Raw genomic sequence first — 18,861 nt, forward strand, 5'->3', positions numbered from 1 at the left:
ATCGAATACATTTGCATGACACCGCTTGACTGACGACGACACCCACCACGATGACCACCATGCAGCCGATCAAGCGCCAGACGCTCACCAGTGCAGTAACCGAATCCCTGCGCCAGCGCATTCTCTCCGGGGAATTCGCCGACGGCCAACAACTGCGCCAAGAGGCGCTGTCCAATGAATACGGCGTCAGCCGGGTGCCGGTGCGCGAGGCGCTGCGCCAGCTGGAAGCCGAAGGCCTGATCCAGATCATCGACCACAAGGGCGCGCTGGTGTCCAAGCTGTCGCTGGAAGACGTGCTGGAGCTGCTGGAAATCCGCGCGATGCTGGAAGGCTCGGTGCTCAAGGCCGCCATCCCCTGTCACACCAAGGCCGATCACGATCTGGCCCAGCAAACCCTGCGCGAATTCGAACAAGCGCTGCGCAACAACGACGTGCGCCACTGGGGCGAATTGAACTCCCGCTTCCATCTGGCGCTGTACCGCGCCGCCAAGCGGCCGAACACGCTGGCGCTGATCGAGCAACTGCACAACAAGACCGACCGCTACACCCGGATGCAGATCCTGTTCACCCGCACCATGGAGCGGGCGCACGAGGAACACAGCAAACTGCTGGAGCTGTCGCGCCAGGGCAAGGCAGACGAGGCCGCGGAATTCATCCGCTTCCACATCCTGTCCGCCGGCCACGCGCTGGAAGACTATCTGCGCAGCCAAAGCTCGCAGAACGCCCTGAGCTGAGGCCCGCCGCCGCGCCTTCAAATTATTTGAACCTGGCGCGCAATTCTTTGCGCTATCAAGCGCCGCGGCGGCGCGCAATAATCCGACCATGCCAACCGCCGGACGCCCGTCCGGCGCCACAGGGAGACATGGTCATGCAACATTCTTTCATCAGCCGGGAAGCGGAACGTCTGGTCGACGGCCAGGCGGTGACCGACGGCGCCGGCGTGCGCCTGCTGCGCGTGCTCAGCGCCGATCTGCAACGGCGACTGGACCCCTTCCTGATGCTGGACGAATTCCGCTCGGACAACCCCGGCGACTACATCGCCGGCTTCCCCAGCCATCCGCACCGCGGCTTCGAAACCGTCACCTATATGCTGGCCGGCCGCATGCGCCACCGCGACAACGCCGGCAACGAAGGCCTGCTCGGCCCCGGCGGCGTGCAATGGATGACCGCTGGCCGCGGCATCGTCCACTCCGAACTGCCGGAGCAGGAAGACGGCCTGATGCACGGCTTCCAGCTGTGGCTGAACCTGCCGGCGGAGCGCAAGCTGTGCGCGCCGTGGTATCGCGACATTCCCGCCGCCGAGATTCCGTCTGCACCGGCCCAAGGCGAGGCCCGCCTAATCGCCGGCAACTGGCGCGGCCAGGCCGGCGCGGTGGAACGCGAAGCCACCGAGCCGCTCTACCTGGACCTGCATCTGGACGCCGGCGGCGAAGAGGCACTGGAAATCCCGTCCGGCCACAACGCCTTTCTCTACGTCTACCAGGGCGAGGTCGCCGTCGGCGCGCAACAGCGCGGCGTCAAGGCCAGGCAGATGGCGGTGCTGGACAATCGCGCCGACAGCGACGGCGTCATCGTCCGCGCAGTGGCCGACAGCCGCTTGCTGCTGATTGCCGGCAAACCTCTGGGCGAGCCCATCGCCCAGTGGGGACCGTTTGTGATGAATAGCCGCGAACAAGTGGAAGAAGCCATAGCCGATTTCCGCGACGGACGTTTCTGACCCGCATACCCATTGCCAGGAGGCATTATGCCGCTGCTTACCCAAACCATTACCAGCCTGGACCGCGACATCGGCTTTCCGGTGCGCCGGCTGCTACCCACCCGCCAGGCGCGTCGCGTCGGCCCCTTCGTGTTTCTCGACCACATGGGCCCGGCCCATTTCGCCGCCGAAGGCAGCGCCGGCGATGTGCGGCCGCATCCGCACATCGGCCTGGCCACCGTCACCTATCTGTTCTCCGGCGCGATGATGCACCGCGACAGCCTGGGCACGGTGCAGCGCATAGAGCCCGGCGCGGTCAATCTGATGACCGCCGGCAGCGGCATCACCCACTCCGAGCGGGTGCCGGCCGACATCCGCCGGCAAGGCGTGGCGGTGGAAGGCATGCAGCTGTGGCTGGCGCTGCCGGACGAGCTGGAAGAGTGCGAGCCGGCCTTCGCCCACTATCCGGCCGAGGACTTGCCGCGCTGGAAGCAGGACGGCGTGGAGCTGAACCTGCTGATCGGCGCCGGCTGGGGTCAACGCTCGCCGGTCGCCTATCCGCTGCCGGTGTTCTACGCCAGCGCCGTGATCCCGGCCGGCTCGCGGCTGACGCTGCCGGAAGGCGTGGACGAACTGGCCGCCTATGTCGCCGCCGGCGAATTGGACGTGGATGGCGCCGCGCTGAGCGTCAATCAGCTGGGCCTGCTGCGAACCGCCCAGGGCGGCGAACTGATTGCCCAGCGCGACAGCCGGGTGATGCTGCTGGGCGGCACGCCGCCGGCCAGCCCACGCTATCTGGACTGGAATTTCGTGTCCAGCCGCCGCGAGCGGCTGGCCCAGGCCCGCGCGGACTGGATCGCCCAGCGCTTTCCGATGGTGCCGGGCGAAACCGAGTTCATTCCCTTGTGAGAGCGGCCGACTAAAAACAAAACCCCCGCCAGTTGCCTGACGGGGGTTTTCGCTTGGATCAAGCGCCTTACTTGCTCTGAATGCCGCCTTGCACCACGGTCGGCGTATTCTGATGCTCGGCGCGGATCAGCGGCGCCTTGCCGGAAGTCACATCGCTGACCGCCTGCTTCAGGATGCCGGACGGCGTGCTGTTCAGCTTGACCCCACCGCCGCCGTTGTAGCGCTCGGTGGCGATGTCGGCGGTTTCCACCTTGGACTCGCCCAGGTCAACCTTGCCGTTGGCGGACGAAATGGTCGCGCCGGTCAGCTGAGTCTTGCCGCCCACCTGCAGCGTCACGCCGTCGACGCCGGCGATGCCGGTGACAGTGCCTACCGAGTTGTCGCGCTTGACGCTGACGTCCACGTCGGCCTTCAGCTCGGTGCCCTTGTCCTGGGCGTTCAGCAGCTTGTCCTTCAGCGTGTTGCCGCCTTTGCGCGCCAGCGTGTCCAGCGTGCCGGACTTGGCCGGGCCGGAGGTCGGCTGCTCGGGCAGGGTGACGGTTTCGCTGCTGGCGTTGAAGCTCACCGCATTGGTGGTGTCTTCCTTCAGGCCCTTGTTGAACGCCAGGCTGTCGTACTTCTCCTTCACCTTGTCGGACGCGGCGTTGACCAGCTCAGTGCCCTTCTCTTTCACCTTATCCTTCAGCGGGCCGGCCTTGTCGGCGGCCTGGTCGACCAGGCTGGCCTCCTTGCCGTTGGAGCTGTTGACGCCCAACGACACATCCACCTTCACGCTATTGTCGCGGTCCTGACGGCTTTCCAGCGCCAGCTTGCCGCCCACCTGACCGTTGACGGTCTTGCCGCTGACGTTGGCGCCGGCCAGGGTGGCGTTGCCTTCGGCGTTCAGCTCCACTTGCTGCTTGGCGATAACGGTGGCGTTGGCGTTGCTCAGCTTGTCCTGCTGGTCCACTTTCACGTCCAGACCGGCCTTGACGTCGTGCACGTTCTTGGTGCTGTCCGGCTTGATCTGGCCGTTTTCCTTGTCGCTGCTGGCCTTGTTGCCGCCGCCGATATTGCCTGCCACGCTCCAATTGTTGCGCTGGCTGCTGGACTGCGCCGACTCCAGGCGGATATCGCCCTGGCTGTTCAGCTTGGCGCCGTCGCCCTGCACCTGGGTGCCGCTCAGACGGATGCCGCCGCTGCCGGCTGCTATGCTGGCCTGGCCGCCGCTGACCACGCTGCCGCCGGCCTGGCTGCGGCTGGACTCGTCGGTGCTGGCGTAATTGCCGCCGGCGCCCACGTTGAAGCCCTGGCTCGCCTTCTCCTGGCCATTGCTCTGGCTGCCGCCGGCCTTGAGGTCGAAGCCCCACTGGCTGCCGGATTTGTCGGCGCTGGACTCGGCGGCCTTGAACTCCACCTTGTCGCCCTGCAGCGCCACGTCGCCGCGGCTGGCGATCTTGTCGCCCTGCAGCGCCAGCTTGCCGCCAGCGGTCAATGCCACGCCGGCATCGGCGTCCACGCCGCCGGTCACGGCGGTGCTGGACTTGGCTTGCTGCTTGTCCACGTTCACCGCCACCCCGCCGCTGCCGCCGACATTCTTGCCGCCGCCCTCGATCGGGCTGGTGGTGATGGCCAGATTGGCCTTGCCGCCCACGGTGCGCTGCTCGCTGCTGCTAGTGTTGTTGGCCTGGCTGAAGCTCAGGTCGCCGCCGGCGCTGACGCTGGCCGCGCCCTTGCCGCCGGCGATGGCCACGCCCTGGTAGGCGGCGTTGTTGTCCACCTCCACCTTGACGCCGTTGCCGGCGCGGATGCCGCCGGTGACCGCGCTGGAGCTGGACGAGGCGCTGGTCACCGTGCTGCCGCTGCCGGCAGCCTTGACGTTCACGTCTTCGCCGGTGGTGGTGTAGACGCGCACGCCGACATCGGCCTCGGTCTTGCTGCCGCTCTGGCTTTGAGTATTGGCCGCGGCGCTGAACTGGTGGCTGTCCGCCTTGATGTCCACCGTGTTGCCGGCCTGGTACTGGGTGCCTTGATCGCTGAGCCCGGCCTTGGCGTCCACCTTGATGTTGCCGCCGTTCAGGCTGCTGGCCTGCGCGGTGCTGGACTGGCGGGTTTCGCTGCCGACGCCGGCCTTGACGCCGAGGTCCACGCCCAGATTGGCCGCACCCAGATTGCCGGCCGCGCCCGCGGCGCCGGCCACATCGCCCTTGGCCACCTTCTCGCCGGCCGCCACCAGCGGACGGGTCACGCCGCTGTAATCGGCGTTGACGCCCACTTCCACGCCCCAATGGCTGCTGTCGGTGGTGGTTTTCTGAGTGCTGTTGGCCGCCTGATTGTCGATCCGGCCGCCGGCCAGCTTGATGTCGCCATCGGCCTTGACCTGGGCGCCTTGGTTGCGGATGTCGCCGTCGCCGTTGCCGGCCACGATGCTGACGCCGCCCTTGGAGTTGATGGCGCTGACCTGGGCCGTGCTGCTGTCGGACTGGCTGCGGCTGTTCTTCTGGTCCACGCCCAACGCCACCCCGGTCTTGTCCAGGCCGGCGTCGATATAGAGGCCGCCGCCGGTGACGCTGCTGCTCTTGCCTTCCTTCACCGTGTCCTGCGCCGCGTTCAGGCTGACGTTCTGGCCGCCGAGGGTCGCGCCGCCGGCGCCGGCGTTCAGCTTGGAGCCGGTCACGGTCAGATCGCCCTGAGCGTTCAGCGCCACCTTGTCGCCGGACAGCGTCGCCGCCTGGTTCTGGGTCGCGTCGCGGTCCACGCTGCTGCTGCTGTGTTCGATGCGCACGCCGCCGCGGTACTGCTTGTCGCCGGTGATTTCGCCGACGCCGCGCAATGCCAGCTCGGTGTCCTTGCTCTTCACCGTGTCGCGGGTCTGCGACGCCGCCACCTTGATGTCGCCGTTGGCGGCCACGTTCAATTCGCCGCCGGCGCGCACCTGGCTGCCGCTGATCGCCACGTCCTTGGCGGACAGGATGGTCAGATTGGTGTCGGACTTCAGCTCGGCGTTGACCGCCTGCTGCTGGCTGGCATTGCCCTTGCTGCTGCTCTTGGTGATGTTGAAGGCGGTGCCGCTGCGCTGATCGGTGCGGGTTTGCGATTGGTTGACCACGCTGTCGATGCTGATGTCGCCGCTGCGGCTGATCGCCACCGCGTCCCGCTCGCCGCGGGCGCGGCTGCCGGCGATGGCCACGCTGTCGCCGTGCAGCGTCAGCTTGCCGCCGGCGGTCAGATCGCTGCCGGTGTTGACGGTGTCGGTCTTGCCGTTGTCGCGGTTGCCGCCGCCGCCGATGCCGCCCCAGTACACCTGGTCGTTGCGTTGGCTGTTCTGGTTCGTCGTCTGCTGCACGCCCAGGCCGAGCGCGCCGCCCGCATCCAGGGAGGCGTCGCGGCCGGCGGCCAGCTTGGCCGCCTTGGCGTCGATATCGCCGCTGGCGCGGATATCCAGATCGCGGCCGGCGCGCAGCTGGCTTTGCGCCAGGCGTTGCTCGCTGGAAGCGTGATCCCAGGAACCGGTTTCCAGGCTGGCGCCGTCGTTCTTGCGATTGCCCCTATCGCTGCGGGTATCGGTTTCCACCACGCCACTCAGCTTCACGCCGCCGTCGGCCTGCAGGCGGATGTCCTGGCCGGCGCTGACGCTGCCGCCGCGGATGGCGATCTGGCCGCGCGGTTGCGCGCCGTCCGTCGCCTGGTTATCCGCCGCCGTTGCCGCCGCGGTCAGCGTGGCGTCCTGCTCGGCGCGGATGCGCACGCCTTCCTGGCGCTGGCTGCTTTCGCTCTGGTCGCGGTTGTAGGCCCAGGAGTTTTTCCAGGCGTGATTGCTGCTGCTGGACGCGCTGTCCGCCAGCTGGCTGTCCAGCGTCAGATCCTTGCCGCTGAGCGCCACATTGCGGCCATTGATGTCGGTGGCGGCCAAGGTCGCCGCGTCGCCGGCGCTGAGGCTCACATCGTCGCGCGCGCTGATCACGCTGTGCTTGATGCGGGTGTCGCTGCCCTTGCTGGCGGTATTGGTTTCGCCGGTTTTCCAGATGAACCAGCTCTCGTCGTGGCCGCTGTCCTGGGTGGTGGAGGTTTCCGCCCGGCCGCGGCTGTCGATCTGCCGCGCGGCCAAGGCCACCTTGCCTTCGCTGGCGCGGATCTGCGCGCCTTCCAGCGCCAGCTTGCCCTGACGCGCGTCCACCGACACTTCCTGCGCGCCGTTCAGGCTGCCGCCCACATTGACGCCGGCGCCGTCGGCGGTGCTGATGATGTTGATGCGGCCGGCCTGCATCGCGCCCAGGAACACGCTGTCCAGCGAGCCCACGCCCTCGGGCGCCTTGTCGCTGCGCAGCACCTTGGCGTCCTGGCCCTGGTAATCCACCAGGTTGAAGCCGGCGCGGACATTGAGTTGCTCGCGCGCGGCCACATTGCCGCGCACGTCGATGCGCGGCGCGATCAGATCCAGCACGTTGACGCCGCTCAGGCCGGCGCCGTTGACGCTGAGCGCGTTGCCGTTCATCGCCGCCTGCAAGGAGGCGATGGCGCCGTTCTCGATATTGGCGTTGCCCACCAGCAGCGATGCGCGCGGGGTGTTGATGAAGCCGCAGCCGCTGCAGGTGATGCCGTTGGGGTTGGCCAGCACGTAGTCGGCGGCCTTGCCGAACACTTCCTGCCTGCCCAGCAGCAAGGACGGATTGCGGCTGATCACTTCGTTCAGAATCACGCTGGCTTCGCGTCCGCCCAGCTGCGCGTTGGCGCCCAGCTGGCCGGCCAGCTGCGATTGGCCGCCGGTGGCGGAGTTGTTGAACACCGCGCCCGGCTTGCCGACGTTGAAATCCTGGTACTGGTTATGCGACAGGCCCGCGGCGCTGGGCGCCACGATATTGACCACCGCCGCGCCGTTGGCGGCGTTGCTCACCTGCGGCTGCGCGCCGCTGCCGCCGGCGACGATGCCGGCCGCCATCGCGGCTTCCGCCGCCCAAAACGCCAGGGTCAGCGCCGCGGCCACTTTCCCCGTTACCGATAAGCCGAAATTTATTTTTTTCTTCATGATTTGAGTCCCGTTCATTCAGAGAACAAGCAGATCCGGTCCAAAACCGTCTATCCAAGCCACCCATGTTCCGCGGGCTGCGCCGGCCTGCCAGCCGGACTCGCCCACAATGAAACATACGTTTGATTTCGAATCTACGTCTCTTTTTAAATCAATTCAAATGAAATACTGCCAATATCGCTTAGTCGCTTTCGCGACTAATTTCTTTCAAAAAATCTTCACATCAAAAAATAAATGACAAAATCATCACCAGGAAACCGCCACCCTGGCGAACAGCTGATGGCCTTCCTGCTGCCAGCCGGCGGGCTTGTACAAAGGCCGGCTGTATTCCAGATCCAGGCTGGCCTTGCGATAGCTGAAGGCCAGGCCCAGGCTGGCGCCGGCAATGCTCTGCCACTGCAGAACCGAACGGTTCGGCAACACCCGGCCGCCGTCCACGCCTATCCTCGGCGTTACGCCTACGCCGGCCACCTCGAAACGGCGCGACAAGGTGTTGCGCCAGAACCAGGCGGTTTCCCCGGCCAGAAAGTTGCGGCGGAAGCCGCGCACCGCGCTGGCGTCGGACACGTCCATCTGCTCGACGCCGGGCAGATAGTCGCGGCTGGTCTGCCCGGTCAGCGCGCTGTTGAGCTGGTAGGGGCCGCCGGGCAAGCCCAGGCTTTGCAACCAGTTCAGCGAGGCCTTCCACTTGGTGAACTGCGGATTGGGGCCGTCCGGCACGCGCGGGTCCGGCGCATTCGCCCCCAGCCAGCGCGTGCCGCGCTGCACGCCGGCGTCGGCGATCAGCACGCCGCCGCTGAGCAGCTGCAAGCGCGACAAGCCCAACTCGGCCACGCTCAGCGTGGGGCTGGACACCCCGTACTCGACATCCTGAATGTAATTTCGCACCCGCTTATGGATCAGCTGCGCCATTAGCGAGGTGGTCTGGTTCTGACCCCTGCTCAGCACCCGGTCCACGCGCAGGCCGCTCTGCGCGGTGCTGCCGGACAGTTGCACCACATTATTGGGAAGCTGCTGCGTGTTCAGATAATCGGCGCGGCTGATGAAGCCGCTGAAAGTCCAATAGCCGTAAGGCAGAGAGTAAAACAGCGATTCGCTGCGGCTGTGCCGCACCGCGTTGTCGTCGCTGGTGCGCTGCGCCGACACGCTGACGAAATCGGACAAGCCCAGCGGGCTGTCCCAGGACAGGCCCACGCCGGCCTGTACCCGGCCGGTGTTGTCGCGGCCGGTGTTGTCGGCGTTGAAGCTCAGCCGCCACGGCGCGTCCTGGTTGTTGCGCAGGCTGAGGATGGAGCCGCCGACGGTTTCGCCGGGCAGGATGTCCAGCGTCGCCTTGCTGGACGGCAGGCGGTTGGCCTGATCCAGCCCCTGGTCCGCGTCGTGGATGTTCAGCGGCCGGCCGACCACGCCGGGAAACAAGGCGGCCGGATTGCTGCGCCGGTCGTCGCTGACGATTTTCTCCACCCGGCCTTCGTGCACGCGCAAGGTCAGCACGCCCTGCTCGTCCGGCCCTTCGGCCGCCACGCGCGCGGCGATATAGCCCTTCTTTAGATAAAGCTGGGTCAAGGCGCGGCTGTAGCGGTTCAGCTCCTCGTTGTTCAGGCAGTCGCTGGCCAGTTCGCCCAGCGAGGCCACTTCCTTGCGGCTCAACAGCTTGATGCCGGCCAGGCGCACGCCTTTGACGCGCAGGCAATCCAGCTCGCTCATGTCCGCCGCTTGCGGCCGCCGCATCATATTGCTGTCCGGCTGCATTTGCCGCAGCCTATGCTGCTGGATGATGGCGTCGAAGCGGCGACTGTTGTCCTGCAACAGGCGCCGCGAATCGTTTTCCATTTGTTGATGCATGCTGCCAGACATGCCGGGCACCTCCGCGGCCTGCGCCGCCATGCCCCAACAAACGATCCCCGCCATCTGCCAGAGCCGAGCTGGAGATGGTTTTTTATATTTAATCATCATCGGATTCGTAACTATTTTTAAATAAAGGAAAACAGAAATTCCATGACGCGTCCAGACTAATGAGAATAATTATCAAATAATGACACTATTACCCAGCCTTGATGCCAGCCTTGCGGCGTCAGTGCAACACAAAATGCAATTCAAATAAAAAAACCCGGCCAAAGGCCGGGCTTTCCGCTTAGTCGTTTGATTCTGAAATATCTTTCAGAAGATCAGAAAAAACTTATTCGAACACAAAGTGGGCGCGCTTGATATTGCACAGCAATTCATAAGCAATACTGCCGGCGGCGGCGGCCACCTCGTTGACCGACACCGCGTCTCCCCACAGCTCCACCTCGCTGCCGATGCCGGCGGCGGGCAAGTCGCTCAGGTCCACGGTGATCATGTCCATCGACACCCTTCCGATGATGCGCGAACGGCGGCCGTCCACCGCCACCGGGCTGCCGCTGGACGCCAGCCGCGGATAGCCGTCGGCGTAGCCGCCGGCGATCAGGCCCACCCGGGTGGGCCGTTCGGTGACGAAGTTGTTGCCGTAGCCGATAGGCTCGCCGGCGGCCAGCTCGCGCACGCCGAAAATCCGGCTGCTCAACCGCATCACCGGCTTCAGCGCGTCGCCCTGCGGGAAGCCCGCCGGCAAGGGGCTGGCGCCGTAGAGCAGGATGCCGGCGCGGCCCCAGTCGCGGCGCGAGCGCGGATGGCACAGGATGCCCGCGGAATTGGCCACGCTCTCCTCGCCCGGCAGACCCGCCGTAGCGGCGTCGAAGGTTTCGATCTGCGCCAAGGTCATCGGCACCGTCGGCTCGTCGGCGCGCGCGAAGTGAGTCATCTTGACGATGCTCTCCGCCTTGCCGCTGGCCTGCAATCTTTCCCAGGCCGCGCGGTAATGCTGCGGCAGGAAGCCCTCGCGGTGCATGCCGCTGTCCAGCATCAACCAGACCTGGAACGGCGCGGCCGGCTGCGCGTCTTCCAGCATGCGCAACTGCTCTTCGCTCTGCACCACCAGCCACAGCCGGTGACGTTCCACCTCGGCCAGTTCGGCCGCCTCGAACACCCCTTCCAGCAACAGGATGGGCGCGCTCACGCCGGCGGCGCGCAGCTGCAGCGCTTCCTCCAGGCAGGCGACGGCGAAGCCGTCGGCGACATCGGCCAGCGCCTGGGCGCAACGCGTCGCGTCGTGACCGTAGCCATTGGCCTTCAGCACCGCCAATACCCGCCCGCCGTGCTGGCGCTTGGCCAGCAGGTAGTTGTCGCGCAGGTATTGGGTGCGTACGGTGGCGATCAGCGGCCGCATGCTCAGGCGCCCGCCACGGCCGGCCGCGCGGCCGGCACCACCAGGGTTTCGCCCTGCTTGGCGTAGCGCTGCATGGACAGACCGTCCAGGCTGATCTCCGGCTTTGCGCCGGTGATGATGTCGGCCAGCACCTTGCCGGAGCCGGCGCCCATGGTCCAGCCCAGCGTGCCGTGGCCGGTGTTCAACGACAGATTGGCGAAGCGGGTGCCGCCGACGATGGGGGTGCCGTCCGGCGTCATCGGCCGCAGGCCGGTCCAGAAGCTGGCGGCCGGAATGTCGCCGCCGTTCGGGTACAGATCGCCCACCACCATTTCCAGCGTTTCGCGGCGGCGCGGGTTCAGCGACAGATCGTAGCCGGACAGCTCGGCCATGCCGCCGACGCGGATGCGGTCGTCGAAACGGGTGATCGCCACCTTGTAGGTTTCGTCCAGCACCGTGGACACCGGCGCGCCGGCCGGATTGGTGATCGGCACCGTCAGCGAATAGCCCTTGACCGGGTAGACCGGGATGTCGATGCCCAGCGACTTGACCATGTCGCGGGAGAAGCTGCCCATCGCCACCACGTAGTGGTCGGCGCGCAGCAAATCGTCGCCGACGCGGATGCCGGTGATGCGCTTGCCGTCGCTCTCGATGCCGTCCACGCTCACGCCGAAGCGGAATTCCACGCCCTTGGCGCGCGCCATCTCTGCCAGGCGGGCGGTGAACAGATTGCAGTCGCCGGTTTCGTCATTGGGCAGTTGCAGGCCGCCGGAGAGCTTGTGCTTGACGCCGGCCAGCGCCGGCTCCACTTCCGCGCAGCCGTCCCGGTCCAGCACCTTGAAGTCCACGCCGCACTCCTTGAGCACCGCGATGTCCTTGCTGACGCCGTCCACTTGAGCCTGGCTGCGGAACAGCTGCAGCGTGCCGCCCTGGCGCGCCTCGTAGCCGATGCCGGTTTCGGCGCGCAGCTCTTTCATCTTGTCGCGGCTGTATTCGGCCAGACGCATCATCCGGCTCTTGTTCACCGCGTAAGCGTCTTCATTGCAGTTGGCCAGCATCTTGGCGATCCACTGCAACTGGTAGAGACTGCCGTCCGGCTTCACCGCCAGCGGCGCGTGGCGCTGGAACAGCCATTTGGCCGCCTTCAGCGGAATGCCCGGCGCGGCCCAGGGCGTGGAATATCCGGGGGAGATCTGGCCGGCGTTGCCGAAGCTGGTTTCCAGCGCCACGCCCTCCTGACGCTCCAGCACCGTTACCTCGCAACCCGCCTTGGCCAGATACCAAGCCGTGGACACGCCCAGAACACCGCCGCCCAGCACGATAACCTTCATTTTCTCTCTCCGTTTGCAGCACTACATGGCTATAGTGATTTTGCGTAGTATATTAATGAAACACTGGGTTTTTTCACCAAAGTAGCGTCAGACTACAGATTTTAAAACTGCAAACTTTCATGGATACAGTGAAAACATGAAGAAAAGTACTGGCAGCGACAAAGCGCTGGATAAAACCGACCTGAAAATCCTGCGCCTGCTGCAGAAAAACGGCCGCATCTCGATGACGGAACTCTCTGAAAAGGTAGGACTTTCCACCACGCCGTGCACCGAACGGGTGCGTCGGATGGAGCGCGACGGCATCATCGAAGGCTATTACGCCCGCCTCAATCCGCACGCGATGGGCGCGGCGCTGCTGGTGTTCGTGGAGATCAAGCTGGAGGCCAAATCCGGCAATATCTTCGACGCCTTCCGCCGCGAAATCATGCGCATCCCGGAAATCCTGGAATGCCACCTGGTGTCCGGCGAGTTCGACTACCTGATCAAGGCGCGCATCCCGGACATGTCGATGTACCGCAAGCTGCTGGGCGACATCCTGCTGCAACTGCCGTCCGCCAAGGAATCCAAAAGCTATGTGGTGATGGAAGAGGTCAAGGAGACTCTGCTGCTGCCGCTGGGAGAATAAATTAACCATTTAAAATCACTGCGTTGCATTTGATTTAAATCAAAAAAGGCTTGCATTCCCCTCCCGCCTCAGCCAAACCACAAGCAGCTGTTGCTTGAGTAAAACTACCTAGGCGGGAGATGAGGATGTTCGGCTTCATGAAGGCGGTGGACAAAACCGCGGACGCGGCGCGACAGGTGCGCCAACTGGAGAGCGTGCTGGACCACGCCGACAATCTGATCATGCTGTGCGACACCAGCCGCGACAATGCGATCTTCTACATGAACAAGACCGCGCGCGACATCCTGAGCCGGCATCGAGAGATGATGAACCAGAAATTCCGCGCCGGCGTCGACGTCAACCACGCCCACGGCCACAGCATCCACCAGTTCCACCGCGACCCGGAACACAACCGCCGCATCCTGGCCGACCTGGCCAGCCGCAAGATAGACCAGCATATCGCGATGATTCCGGTGGGCGAGGTCATGTTCAAGACCAAGGTGTTCCCGATCTGGGACTCCGCCCATCCGGACCAGCTGCTGTGCTTCATGGCCAGCTTTCAGGACGTGTCCGCCGAAGTCCGCGCCCAGCAATTGCAAGACCAGGGCAACCAGCGCCGCGAATTCCTGGAGGCCCGCATCAACGAGCTGTCCGAGAACATGCAGGCGATGAGCACCACCATCCAGAACGTGGCGGTGCAGACCTCCTCCGCCTCCGAATCCGCCGAACTGATGCTGGGCGAGGCCAAGAAAAGCATGGCCATCGTCAGCGACACCAGCCAGGGCATGCAGCAAGTGGGCACCATGGTGCGCCAGACCGCCGACAGCCTGGTCTCGCTGGGCCAGCGCTCGGAAGCCATCGGCCACATTGTCAACGTGATCAAGGACATCGCCGACCAGACCAACCTCCTGGCCTTGAACGCGGCGATCGAGGCGGCGCGCGCCGGCGAGATGGGCCGCGGCTTCGCCGTGGTGGCGGACGAGGTGCGCAAGCTGGCCGAGCGCACCACCAAGGCCACCCAGGAAATCGGCGACATGATCCGCGCGATCCAGGGAGAGGTGCAGCACAATGTGCGCGCCATCGAGCAGGGCCGCGAACAGGTGCAGACCACGGAAAGCGATTTCCAGCGCGCCGAGGGCGCCTTGCAGACCATAGTCGGCGAGATCAACACCATGCGCAATTTCGTGGTGGAAATCGCCAACGCCTCGGAAGAACAGGCCGCCACCTCGCAGGATATCGCCGACAAGCTCAGCGACATCACCCGGCAGGACTGAAGTAAAAATGCTTCACAAGCGAAGGATGGGGCGGAATAATGAAACGCTCCACCTTTCGCTTTGAGGCCACCATGAGCTTAGCGTCCGTCCAGGCGTTTTTCGCCGCCCGTCAGCTGGACATCCCCATCATAGAACTGGACGTCAGCACCGCCACCGTGGCTGAAGCCGCCGCCGCCCACGACGTGGAGCCCGGCCGCATCGCCAAGACGCTGGCCTTCCGCCTGAACGACGGCCGCGATGTGATCCTGGTGGCGCGCGGCGACGCCCGCATCGACAACCGCAAGTTCAAGGACGCCTTCGGCAAGGGCAAGATGCTGCCGCCGGACGAGGTGGAGGCCATCACCGGCCACCCGGTGGGCGGCGTCTGCCCGTTCGGCCTCGCCACCGAGCTGCCCGTCTACCTGGACGTGTCCTTGCAGGCTTACGACGAAGTGCTGCCGGCCGCCGGCGCGGTCCACAGCGCGGTGCGCTTGTCGCCGCAGCAGCTGCACCACATCACCCAGGCCGACTGGGTGGATGTGTGCCAGGCTTTTGCCTAGCAAGCGGCTTACGCTCCGCTGCGCGCCGCCCTGAGCCGCGTTGCCAAACCGATGCAAAAAGCCGCCGTTTGTCGCCAAACGACGGCTCAAGCTTTCCCGCGGCGGAATACTCGCCGCCTGCCACGCCAGGCCGGCGCGCTATTGAGACGCCCACGCATCCCAAGCAAGGCGCCGCCGGCGTCCGCCATGCCAAGAAAAACGCCCGGCAAGCCGGGCGTTTCCCATTCATCCTGACGAAGGCGCTCAGTACCCCAGCCCCATCGCTTCCTTGACGTCCTGCATGGTGGCGCGCGCCACTTGCTCGGCCTTGGCGTTGCCGGCGGCCACCACTTCCTTGACCAGCTTGGGATTGCTCAGATACTGCTCGGCGCGTTCAAACATCGGCTGCTGTTCGCGGAGTACGCCGTCGATCACCGGTTGCTTGCAGTCCAAGCAACCGATGCCGGCGCTGGTACAGCCCTGCTTCACCCATTCGCGGGTGTCGGCGTCGCTGTACACCTGGTGCAGCTGCCATACCGGGCATTTGTCCGGGCTGCCCGGATCGGTGCGGCGCACGCGGGCCGGATCGGTCGGCATCGCCCGTACTTTTTTGGTGACGGTGGCCGGGTCTTCGCGCATGGTGATGGTGTTGCCGTAGGACTTGGACATTTTCTGACCGTCCAGGCCCGGCATCTTGGACGCCTCGGTCAGCATCGCCTCGCATTCGGCCAGAATGCTCTTGCCCTTGTTCTCCAGCCAACCGAACAGGCGCTCGCGGTCCGCCGCGCCCAGGTTCTGGCTGGCGGCCAGGATTTCGCGCGCGCCGGCCAGCGCCTCGGCGTTGCCGTCTTGCAGATAGGCGGTGCGCAAGCGGTCGAACTCCTTGCCTGCCTTGCCTATCTTCTTCACCGCGGCGCGGGCCAATTCCTCGAAGTTGGGCTCGCGGCCGAACAGGTTGTTGAAGCGGCGCGCCACTTCGCGGGTCAGTTCGATGTGCGGCACCTGGTCTTCGCCCACCGGCACCAGGCCGGCCTTGTAGATCAGGATGTCGGCGGCCTGCAGCAGCGGGTAGCCGAGGAAGCCGTAAGTGCCCAGGTCCTTGGTGGACAGTTTTTCGATCTGGTCCTTGTAGGTGGGCACCCGCTCCAGCCAGGACAGCGGGGTCACCATGGACAGCGCCAGATGCAGTTCCGCGTGCTGCGGCACTTTGGACTGGATGAAGACGGTGGCCTGTTCCGGGTCCACGCCGGCGGCCAGCCAGTCTATCACCATGTCCCAGACGCTCTTGCCGATGATGGAGACGTCGTCGTAATTGGTGGTCAGCGCATGCCAGTCCGCCACCATGAAGTAACAGTCATGGGTGCTTTGCAGCTGCACCCAGTTCTTGATCACGCCGTGGTAGTGGCCAAGGTGCAGGCTGCCGGTGGGGCGCATGCCGGAGAGAATGCGGTTGGCGAACATGTTTGAATTCCGTTTCAGAGAATAAGCGCGACAGCGCCGGAAACGAATTCCGGCGCGTCAGGATTGGAGCGAACCTAGGCCTTAAATCAGCGCGCGCACCAGCCCGTACATCAGGCCGTAGAATGGCCGCAAAATGGTGGTCAGCAAGCCGGTGGCGATCAAGGCCAGCAGCACCCACATGCCGTAAGGTTCCAGCCTGGAATACTTCCAGGCCATGCCCGGCGGCAGGAAGCTTTCCACGATGCGGCCGCCGTCCAGCGGCAGGATGGGCAGCAGATTGAGCAGCATCAGCGAGATGTTGATGCCGATGCCGGCCTGGCTCATCAGCATCAGCGGTTCGCTGTAGCTGGTGTCCATGCCAATGGCCAGCTTGAACAGCAGCACCCACAGCAGGGTCATCAGCAGATTGGCGGCCGGGCCGGCGGCGGCCACCAGCCGGCCGTGTTCACGCGGCTTGCGCAGCGCGCCGAAGTTGACCGGCACCGGCTTGGCCCAGCCAAAGATGAAGCCGCCCAGCGTCACCGACAACAACGGCAGCAACACGGTGCCGATCGGGTCGATGTGCTTGAGCGGGTTCAGCGTCATCCGTCCCATCATATAGGCGGTGCTGTCGCCGAAGCGTCGCGCGGCGTAGGCGTGGGCGGCCTCGTGCAAGGTGATGGCGAACAACACCGGCAGCGCGTAAATGGTGATTTTCTGGATCAGGTTAATGTCGCCCATGATGTCTCTTGTGGGTTGAAAACGGTGTCGGGAGGCAAAAGCGGAGTTTATAGACCAAACGGCGCCGGGTCGCCCTTGCCGCGGCGCAGCAGCTCCACGCCCTCGGTCATGTCGATCACGGTGGTGGGCTCGGTGCCGCACCAGCCGCCGTCTATCACCGCGTCCACCGCGTGCTCCAGCCTCTCGCGGATTTCATAGGGATCGGTCAGCGGCTCCTCGTCGCCGGGCAGCATCAGGGTACAGGACAGGATGGGCTCGCCCAGCTCTTCCAGCAGGGCCAGCGCCACTTTGTGGTCCGGCACCCGCAGCCCGATGGTGGAGCGCTTGGGATGCAGGGTGCGGCGCGGCACTTCGCGGGTGGCTTGCAGGATGAAGGTGTAGCTGCCGGGGGTGGCGGCTTTCAGCATGCGGAACTGGCTATTGTCCACCTTGGCGTAGTTGGCCAGCTCGGACAGATTGTGGCAGACCAGGGTCAGGTGGTGGCGCAGGTCCAGCTGGCGGATGTCCAGGATGCGCTCCATCGCCGGCTTGTCGCCCAGCATGCAGCCCAAGGCGTAACAGGAGTCGGTGGGATAGACCACCACCCCGCCCTCGCGCAGGATCTTCACCGCTTCGCGCACCAGCCTCGCCTGCGGATTGTCCGGGTGGATCATGAAAAACTGTGCCATGAGGTCAGCCTTGTGCCAGGTCCGCGGGCCGGATGATGCGCGCGGCCAGCGCGTTCCAGATGGGTTTGCAGATGGGCGGCAGGTCGTCGGTGCGGCCGACGTCGCGGCCGCCCTCGCCCGGCGCGTGGAAATCGCTGCCGGCGCTGGAATACAGCTCGTGGCGGTCCGCCAGCAAGGCGAACTTGTGCATATCGTCCAGGCTGTGGCTGCCGCTGGCCACTTCGATGCCGCGGCCGCCAGCCTGTTTGAAGTCGTTGATCAGCCGCTCTATCAGGGTGCGGCCCATATCGTAGCGGCCGGGATGGGCGATCACCGCCTCGCCGCCGCCGGCGCGGATCCAGCCCACCGCGTCTTCCAGGCCGGCCCATTCGTGCGCCACGTAGCCGGGCTTGCCCGGGGTCAGGAATTTGCGGAACACGGTGCGCACGTCCTTGACCTGGCCGCTGTTGACCAGGAAGCGGGCGAAGTGGGTGCGGCCTATCATTTCCGGGTTGTCGCACAAGGCCATCGCGCCGTCGAAAGCGCCTTGGATGCCCACCTTGAGCAGCTCGTCCGACATCTGCCGCGCGCGGTTGACGCGGCCGTCGCGGATGGATTGCAGGCCGGCGGCCAGCGTCGCCTGATCAGGATCTATGCCCAGGCCGACGATGTGCACGGTGTGCTTGCCCCAGCTGACCGAGACTTCGACGCCGTTGAGAAAGGCCAGGCCCTGCCGCGCCGCCTCGGCCCGCGCCGCGGCCAGGCCGTGGGTGCAGTCGTGGTCGGTCAGCGCCACCAGCGTGGCTTCGCGCTCGGCGGCGCGCGCGATCACCTGCTCCGGCGGCAAGGCGCCGTCGGAGGCGTGGGAATGGAAATGCAGATCGATGCTGGCCATGCTCATTGTCCGTTGGCGGCGGCCTGGCGCGCGGCTTCGCGCAACTCCCAGGCGGCCTGTTTGGCGCGGTATTCCGTCATCAGCGCGTTGTAGCTGTCCCAGATGCACGGGTCGCAGCCGCTGCCGCAGCAGGCGTCGTCCGGCGGGGGCTCGGGCGCTTCCGGCGGCGGGTCGAAGTCGTCGTCGTTCATGGCGCCGCGACGCGGATGGTAAAGCCGTCGCCGCTGACTTGCTGACCCACGCGGATCTTGCAGGTCTTGCGCAGTTCCACCTGGCCGTCCACCCGCACATTGCCTTCGGCGATGAAATGCTTGGCGGCGCCGCCGGAGTCGCAGACATTGCAGATTTTCAGCAGATCGCACAAGGCGATGTATTCGCCGCTCAATTCAAAGGTTTCGTTCATTTTTGCACACTCGATTGGGACAGGGCTGTGAGCGGGCTGTGGACAAGAACCGCAGCGCCTTCTTTTTTCACGCCTTTTTACTGTCGCTTATTTTTTAATCTATCGCCGACAACTATCCACGCCGCGGCAGGACAAGCTTGTGGGCCTGTTGTGGATAATTGCGGCAATTTGC

The 18,861-nt window shown here is 65.3% G+C and carries 16 protein-coding genes; 6 read left to right on the forward strand and 10 right to left on the reverse strand.

From position 1 onward, the window contains the following. The first annotated feature begins 59 nt into the window (after nt 1–59). From JW897_RS07835 to JW897_RS07845, 3 genes are all read left to right on the forward strand, one after another. Nucleotides 60–734 (forward strand): GntR family transcriptional regulator, encoded by a 675-nt coding sequence (locus JW897_RS07835; protein ID WP_231589283.1) that lies wholly within the window; start codon nt 60–62, stop codon nt 732–734. Between the two features lie 134 nt (nt 735–868). Next, nucleotides 869–1,717 (forward strand): pirin family protein, encoded by an 849-nt coding sequence (locus JW897_RS07840; RefSeq protein ID WP_240352114.1) that lies wholly within the window; start codon nt 869–871, stop codon nt 1,715–1,717. Between the two features lie 27 nt (nt 1,718–1,744). Continuing rightward, nucleotides 1,745–2,605, forward strand: a complete 861-nt coding sequence (locus JW897_RS07845; protein ID WP_205465725.1) for a pirin family protein — start codon at nt 1,745–1,747, stop codon at nt 2,603–2,605. A 67-nt stretch (nt 2,606–2,672) separates the two neighbouring features. On the opposite strand, the gene JW897_RS07850 is transcribed toward JW897_RS07845, so the two are convergent. The 4 genes from JW897_RS07850 to JW897_RS07865 form a co-directional block, all read right to left on the reverse strand. After that, complete coding sequence (locus JW897_RS07850; protein ID WP_205465726.1) at nt 2,673–7,610, reverse strand: hemagglutinin repeat-containing protein; 4,938 nt, start codon at nt 7,608–7,610, stop codon at nt 2,673–2,675. Nucleotides 7,611–7,856: 246 nt separating this feature from the next. Beyond that, the gene (locus tag JW897_RS07855; RefSeq protein WP_205465727.1) at nt 7,857–9,443 is read right to left on the reverse strand and encodes a ShlB/FhaC/HecB family hemolysin secretion/activation protein; all 1,587 of its coding nucleotides are present in this window, start codon (nt 9,441–9,443) and stop codon (nt 7,857–7,859) included. A gap of 346 nt (nt 9,444–9,789) precedes the next feature. Then, nucleotides 9,790–10,857 (reverse strand): alanine racemase, encoded by a 1,068-nt coding sequence (alr, locus tag JW897_RS07860; RefSeq protein ID WP_048414598.1) that lies wholly within the window; start codon nt 10,855–10,857, stop codon nt 9,790–9,792. 2 nt (nt 10,858–10,859) lie between these two features. Then, a complete protein-coding gene (locus tag JW897_RS07865) occupies nt 10,860–12,167 on the reverse strand; it encodes a D-amino acid dehydrogenase (RefSeq protein ID WP_205465728.1) in 1,308 nt (435 codons plus the stop codon). Nucleotides 12,168–12,303: 136 nt separating this feature from the next. Here JW897_RS07865 and JW897_RS07870 point away from each other — a divergent pair, with 136 nt between their 5' ends. From JW897_RS07870 to JW897_RS07880, 3 genes are all read left to right on the forward strand, one after another. Continuing rightward, nucleotides 12,304–12,792, forward strand: coding sequence for a winged helix-turn-helix transcriptional regulator (locus JW897_RS07870; RefSeq protein WP_048414600.1), 489 nt, complete (start codon nt 12,304–12,306; stop codon nt 12,790–12,792). A gap of 125 nt (nt 12,793–12,917) precedes the next feature. Next, the gene (locus tag JW897_RS07875; RefSeq protein WP_205465729.1) at nt 12,918–14,045 is read left to right on the forward strand and encodes a methyl-accepting chemotaxis protein; all 1,128 of its coding nucleotides are present in this window, start codon (nt 12,918–12,920) and stop codon (nt 14,043–14,045) included. Between the two features lie 71 nt (nt 14,046–14,116). Then, on the forward strand, nt 14,117–14,584 hold the full coding sequence (locus tag JW897_RS07880; RefSeq protein WP_205465730.1) for a YbaK/EbsC family protein: 468 nt from the start codon (nt 14,117–14,119) through the stop codon (nt 14,582–14,584). 243 nt (nt 14,585–14,827) lie between these two features. On the opposite strand, the gene JW897_RS07885 is transcribed toward JW897_RS07880, so the two are convergent. From JW897_RS07885 to JW897_RS07910, 6 genes are all read right to left on the reverse strand, one after another. Beyond that, complete coding sequence (locus tag JW897_RS07885; protein WP_048414603.1) at nt 14,828–16,024, reverse strand: tryptophan--tRNA ligase; 1,197 nt, start codon at nt 16,022–16,024, stop codon at nt 14,828–14,830. An 81-nt stretch (nt 16,025–16,105) separates the two neighbouring features. Then, nucleotides 16,106–16,744 carry a site-2 protease family protein gene (locus JW897_RS07890; RefSeq protein WP_048414604.1) on the reverse strand — a complete coding sequence of 213 codons (639 nt, stop codon included), beginning with the start codon at nt 16,742–16,744 and terminating at the stop codon, nt 16,106–16,108. Between the two features lie 47 nt (nt 16,745–16,791). Further along, complete coding sequence (locus JW897_RS07895; RefSeq protein WP_048414605.1) at nt 16,792–17,412, reverse strand: L-threonylcarbamoyladenylate synthase; 621 nt, start codon at nt 17,410–17,412, stop codon at nt 16,792–16,794. Between the two features lie 4 nt (nt 17,413–17,416). Further along, nucleotides 17,417–18,286: a 3',5'-nucleoside bisphosphate phosphatase gene (locus JW897_RS07900; protein ID WP_205465731.1), complete on the reverse strand. Its 870-nt coding sequence runs from the start codon at nt 18,284–18,286 to the stop codon at nt 17,417–17,419. 2 nt (nt 18,287–18,288) lie between these two features. Continuing rightward, nucleotides 18,289–18,477 (reverse strand): oxidoreductase-like domain-containing protein, encoded by a 189-nt coding sequence (locus JW897_RS07905; RefSeq protein ID WP_048414607.1) that lies wholly within the window; start codon nt 18,475–18,477, stop codon nt 18,289–18,291. Then, the gene (locus tag JW897_RS07910; protein WP_205465732.1) at nt 18,474–18,689 is read right to left on the reverse strand and encodes an RNA-binding S4 domain-containing protein; all 216 of its coding nucleotides are present in this window, start codon (nt 18,687–18,689) and stop codon (nt 18,474–18,476) included. Before JW897_RS07910 ends, JW897_RS07905 begins: the two co-directional genes overlap by 4 nt. Nucleotides 18,690–18,861 lie beyond the last annotated feature (172 nt).

The organism is Chromobacterium alkanivorans (genome assembly GCF_016937655.1).
GTDB lineage: Bacteria > Pseudomonadota > Gammaproteobacteria > Burkholderiales > Chromobacteriaceae > Chromobacterium > Chromobacterium alkanivorans.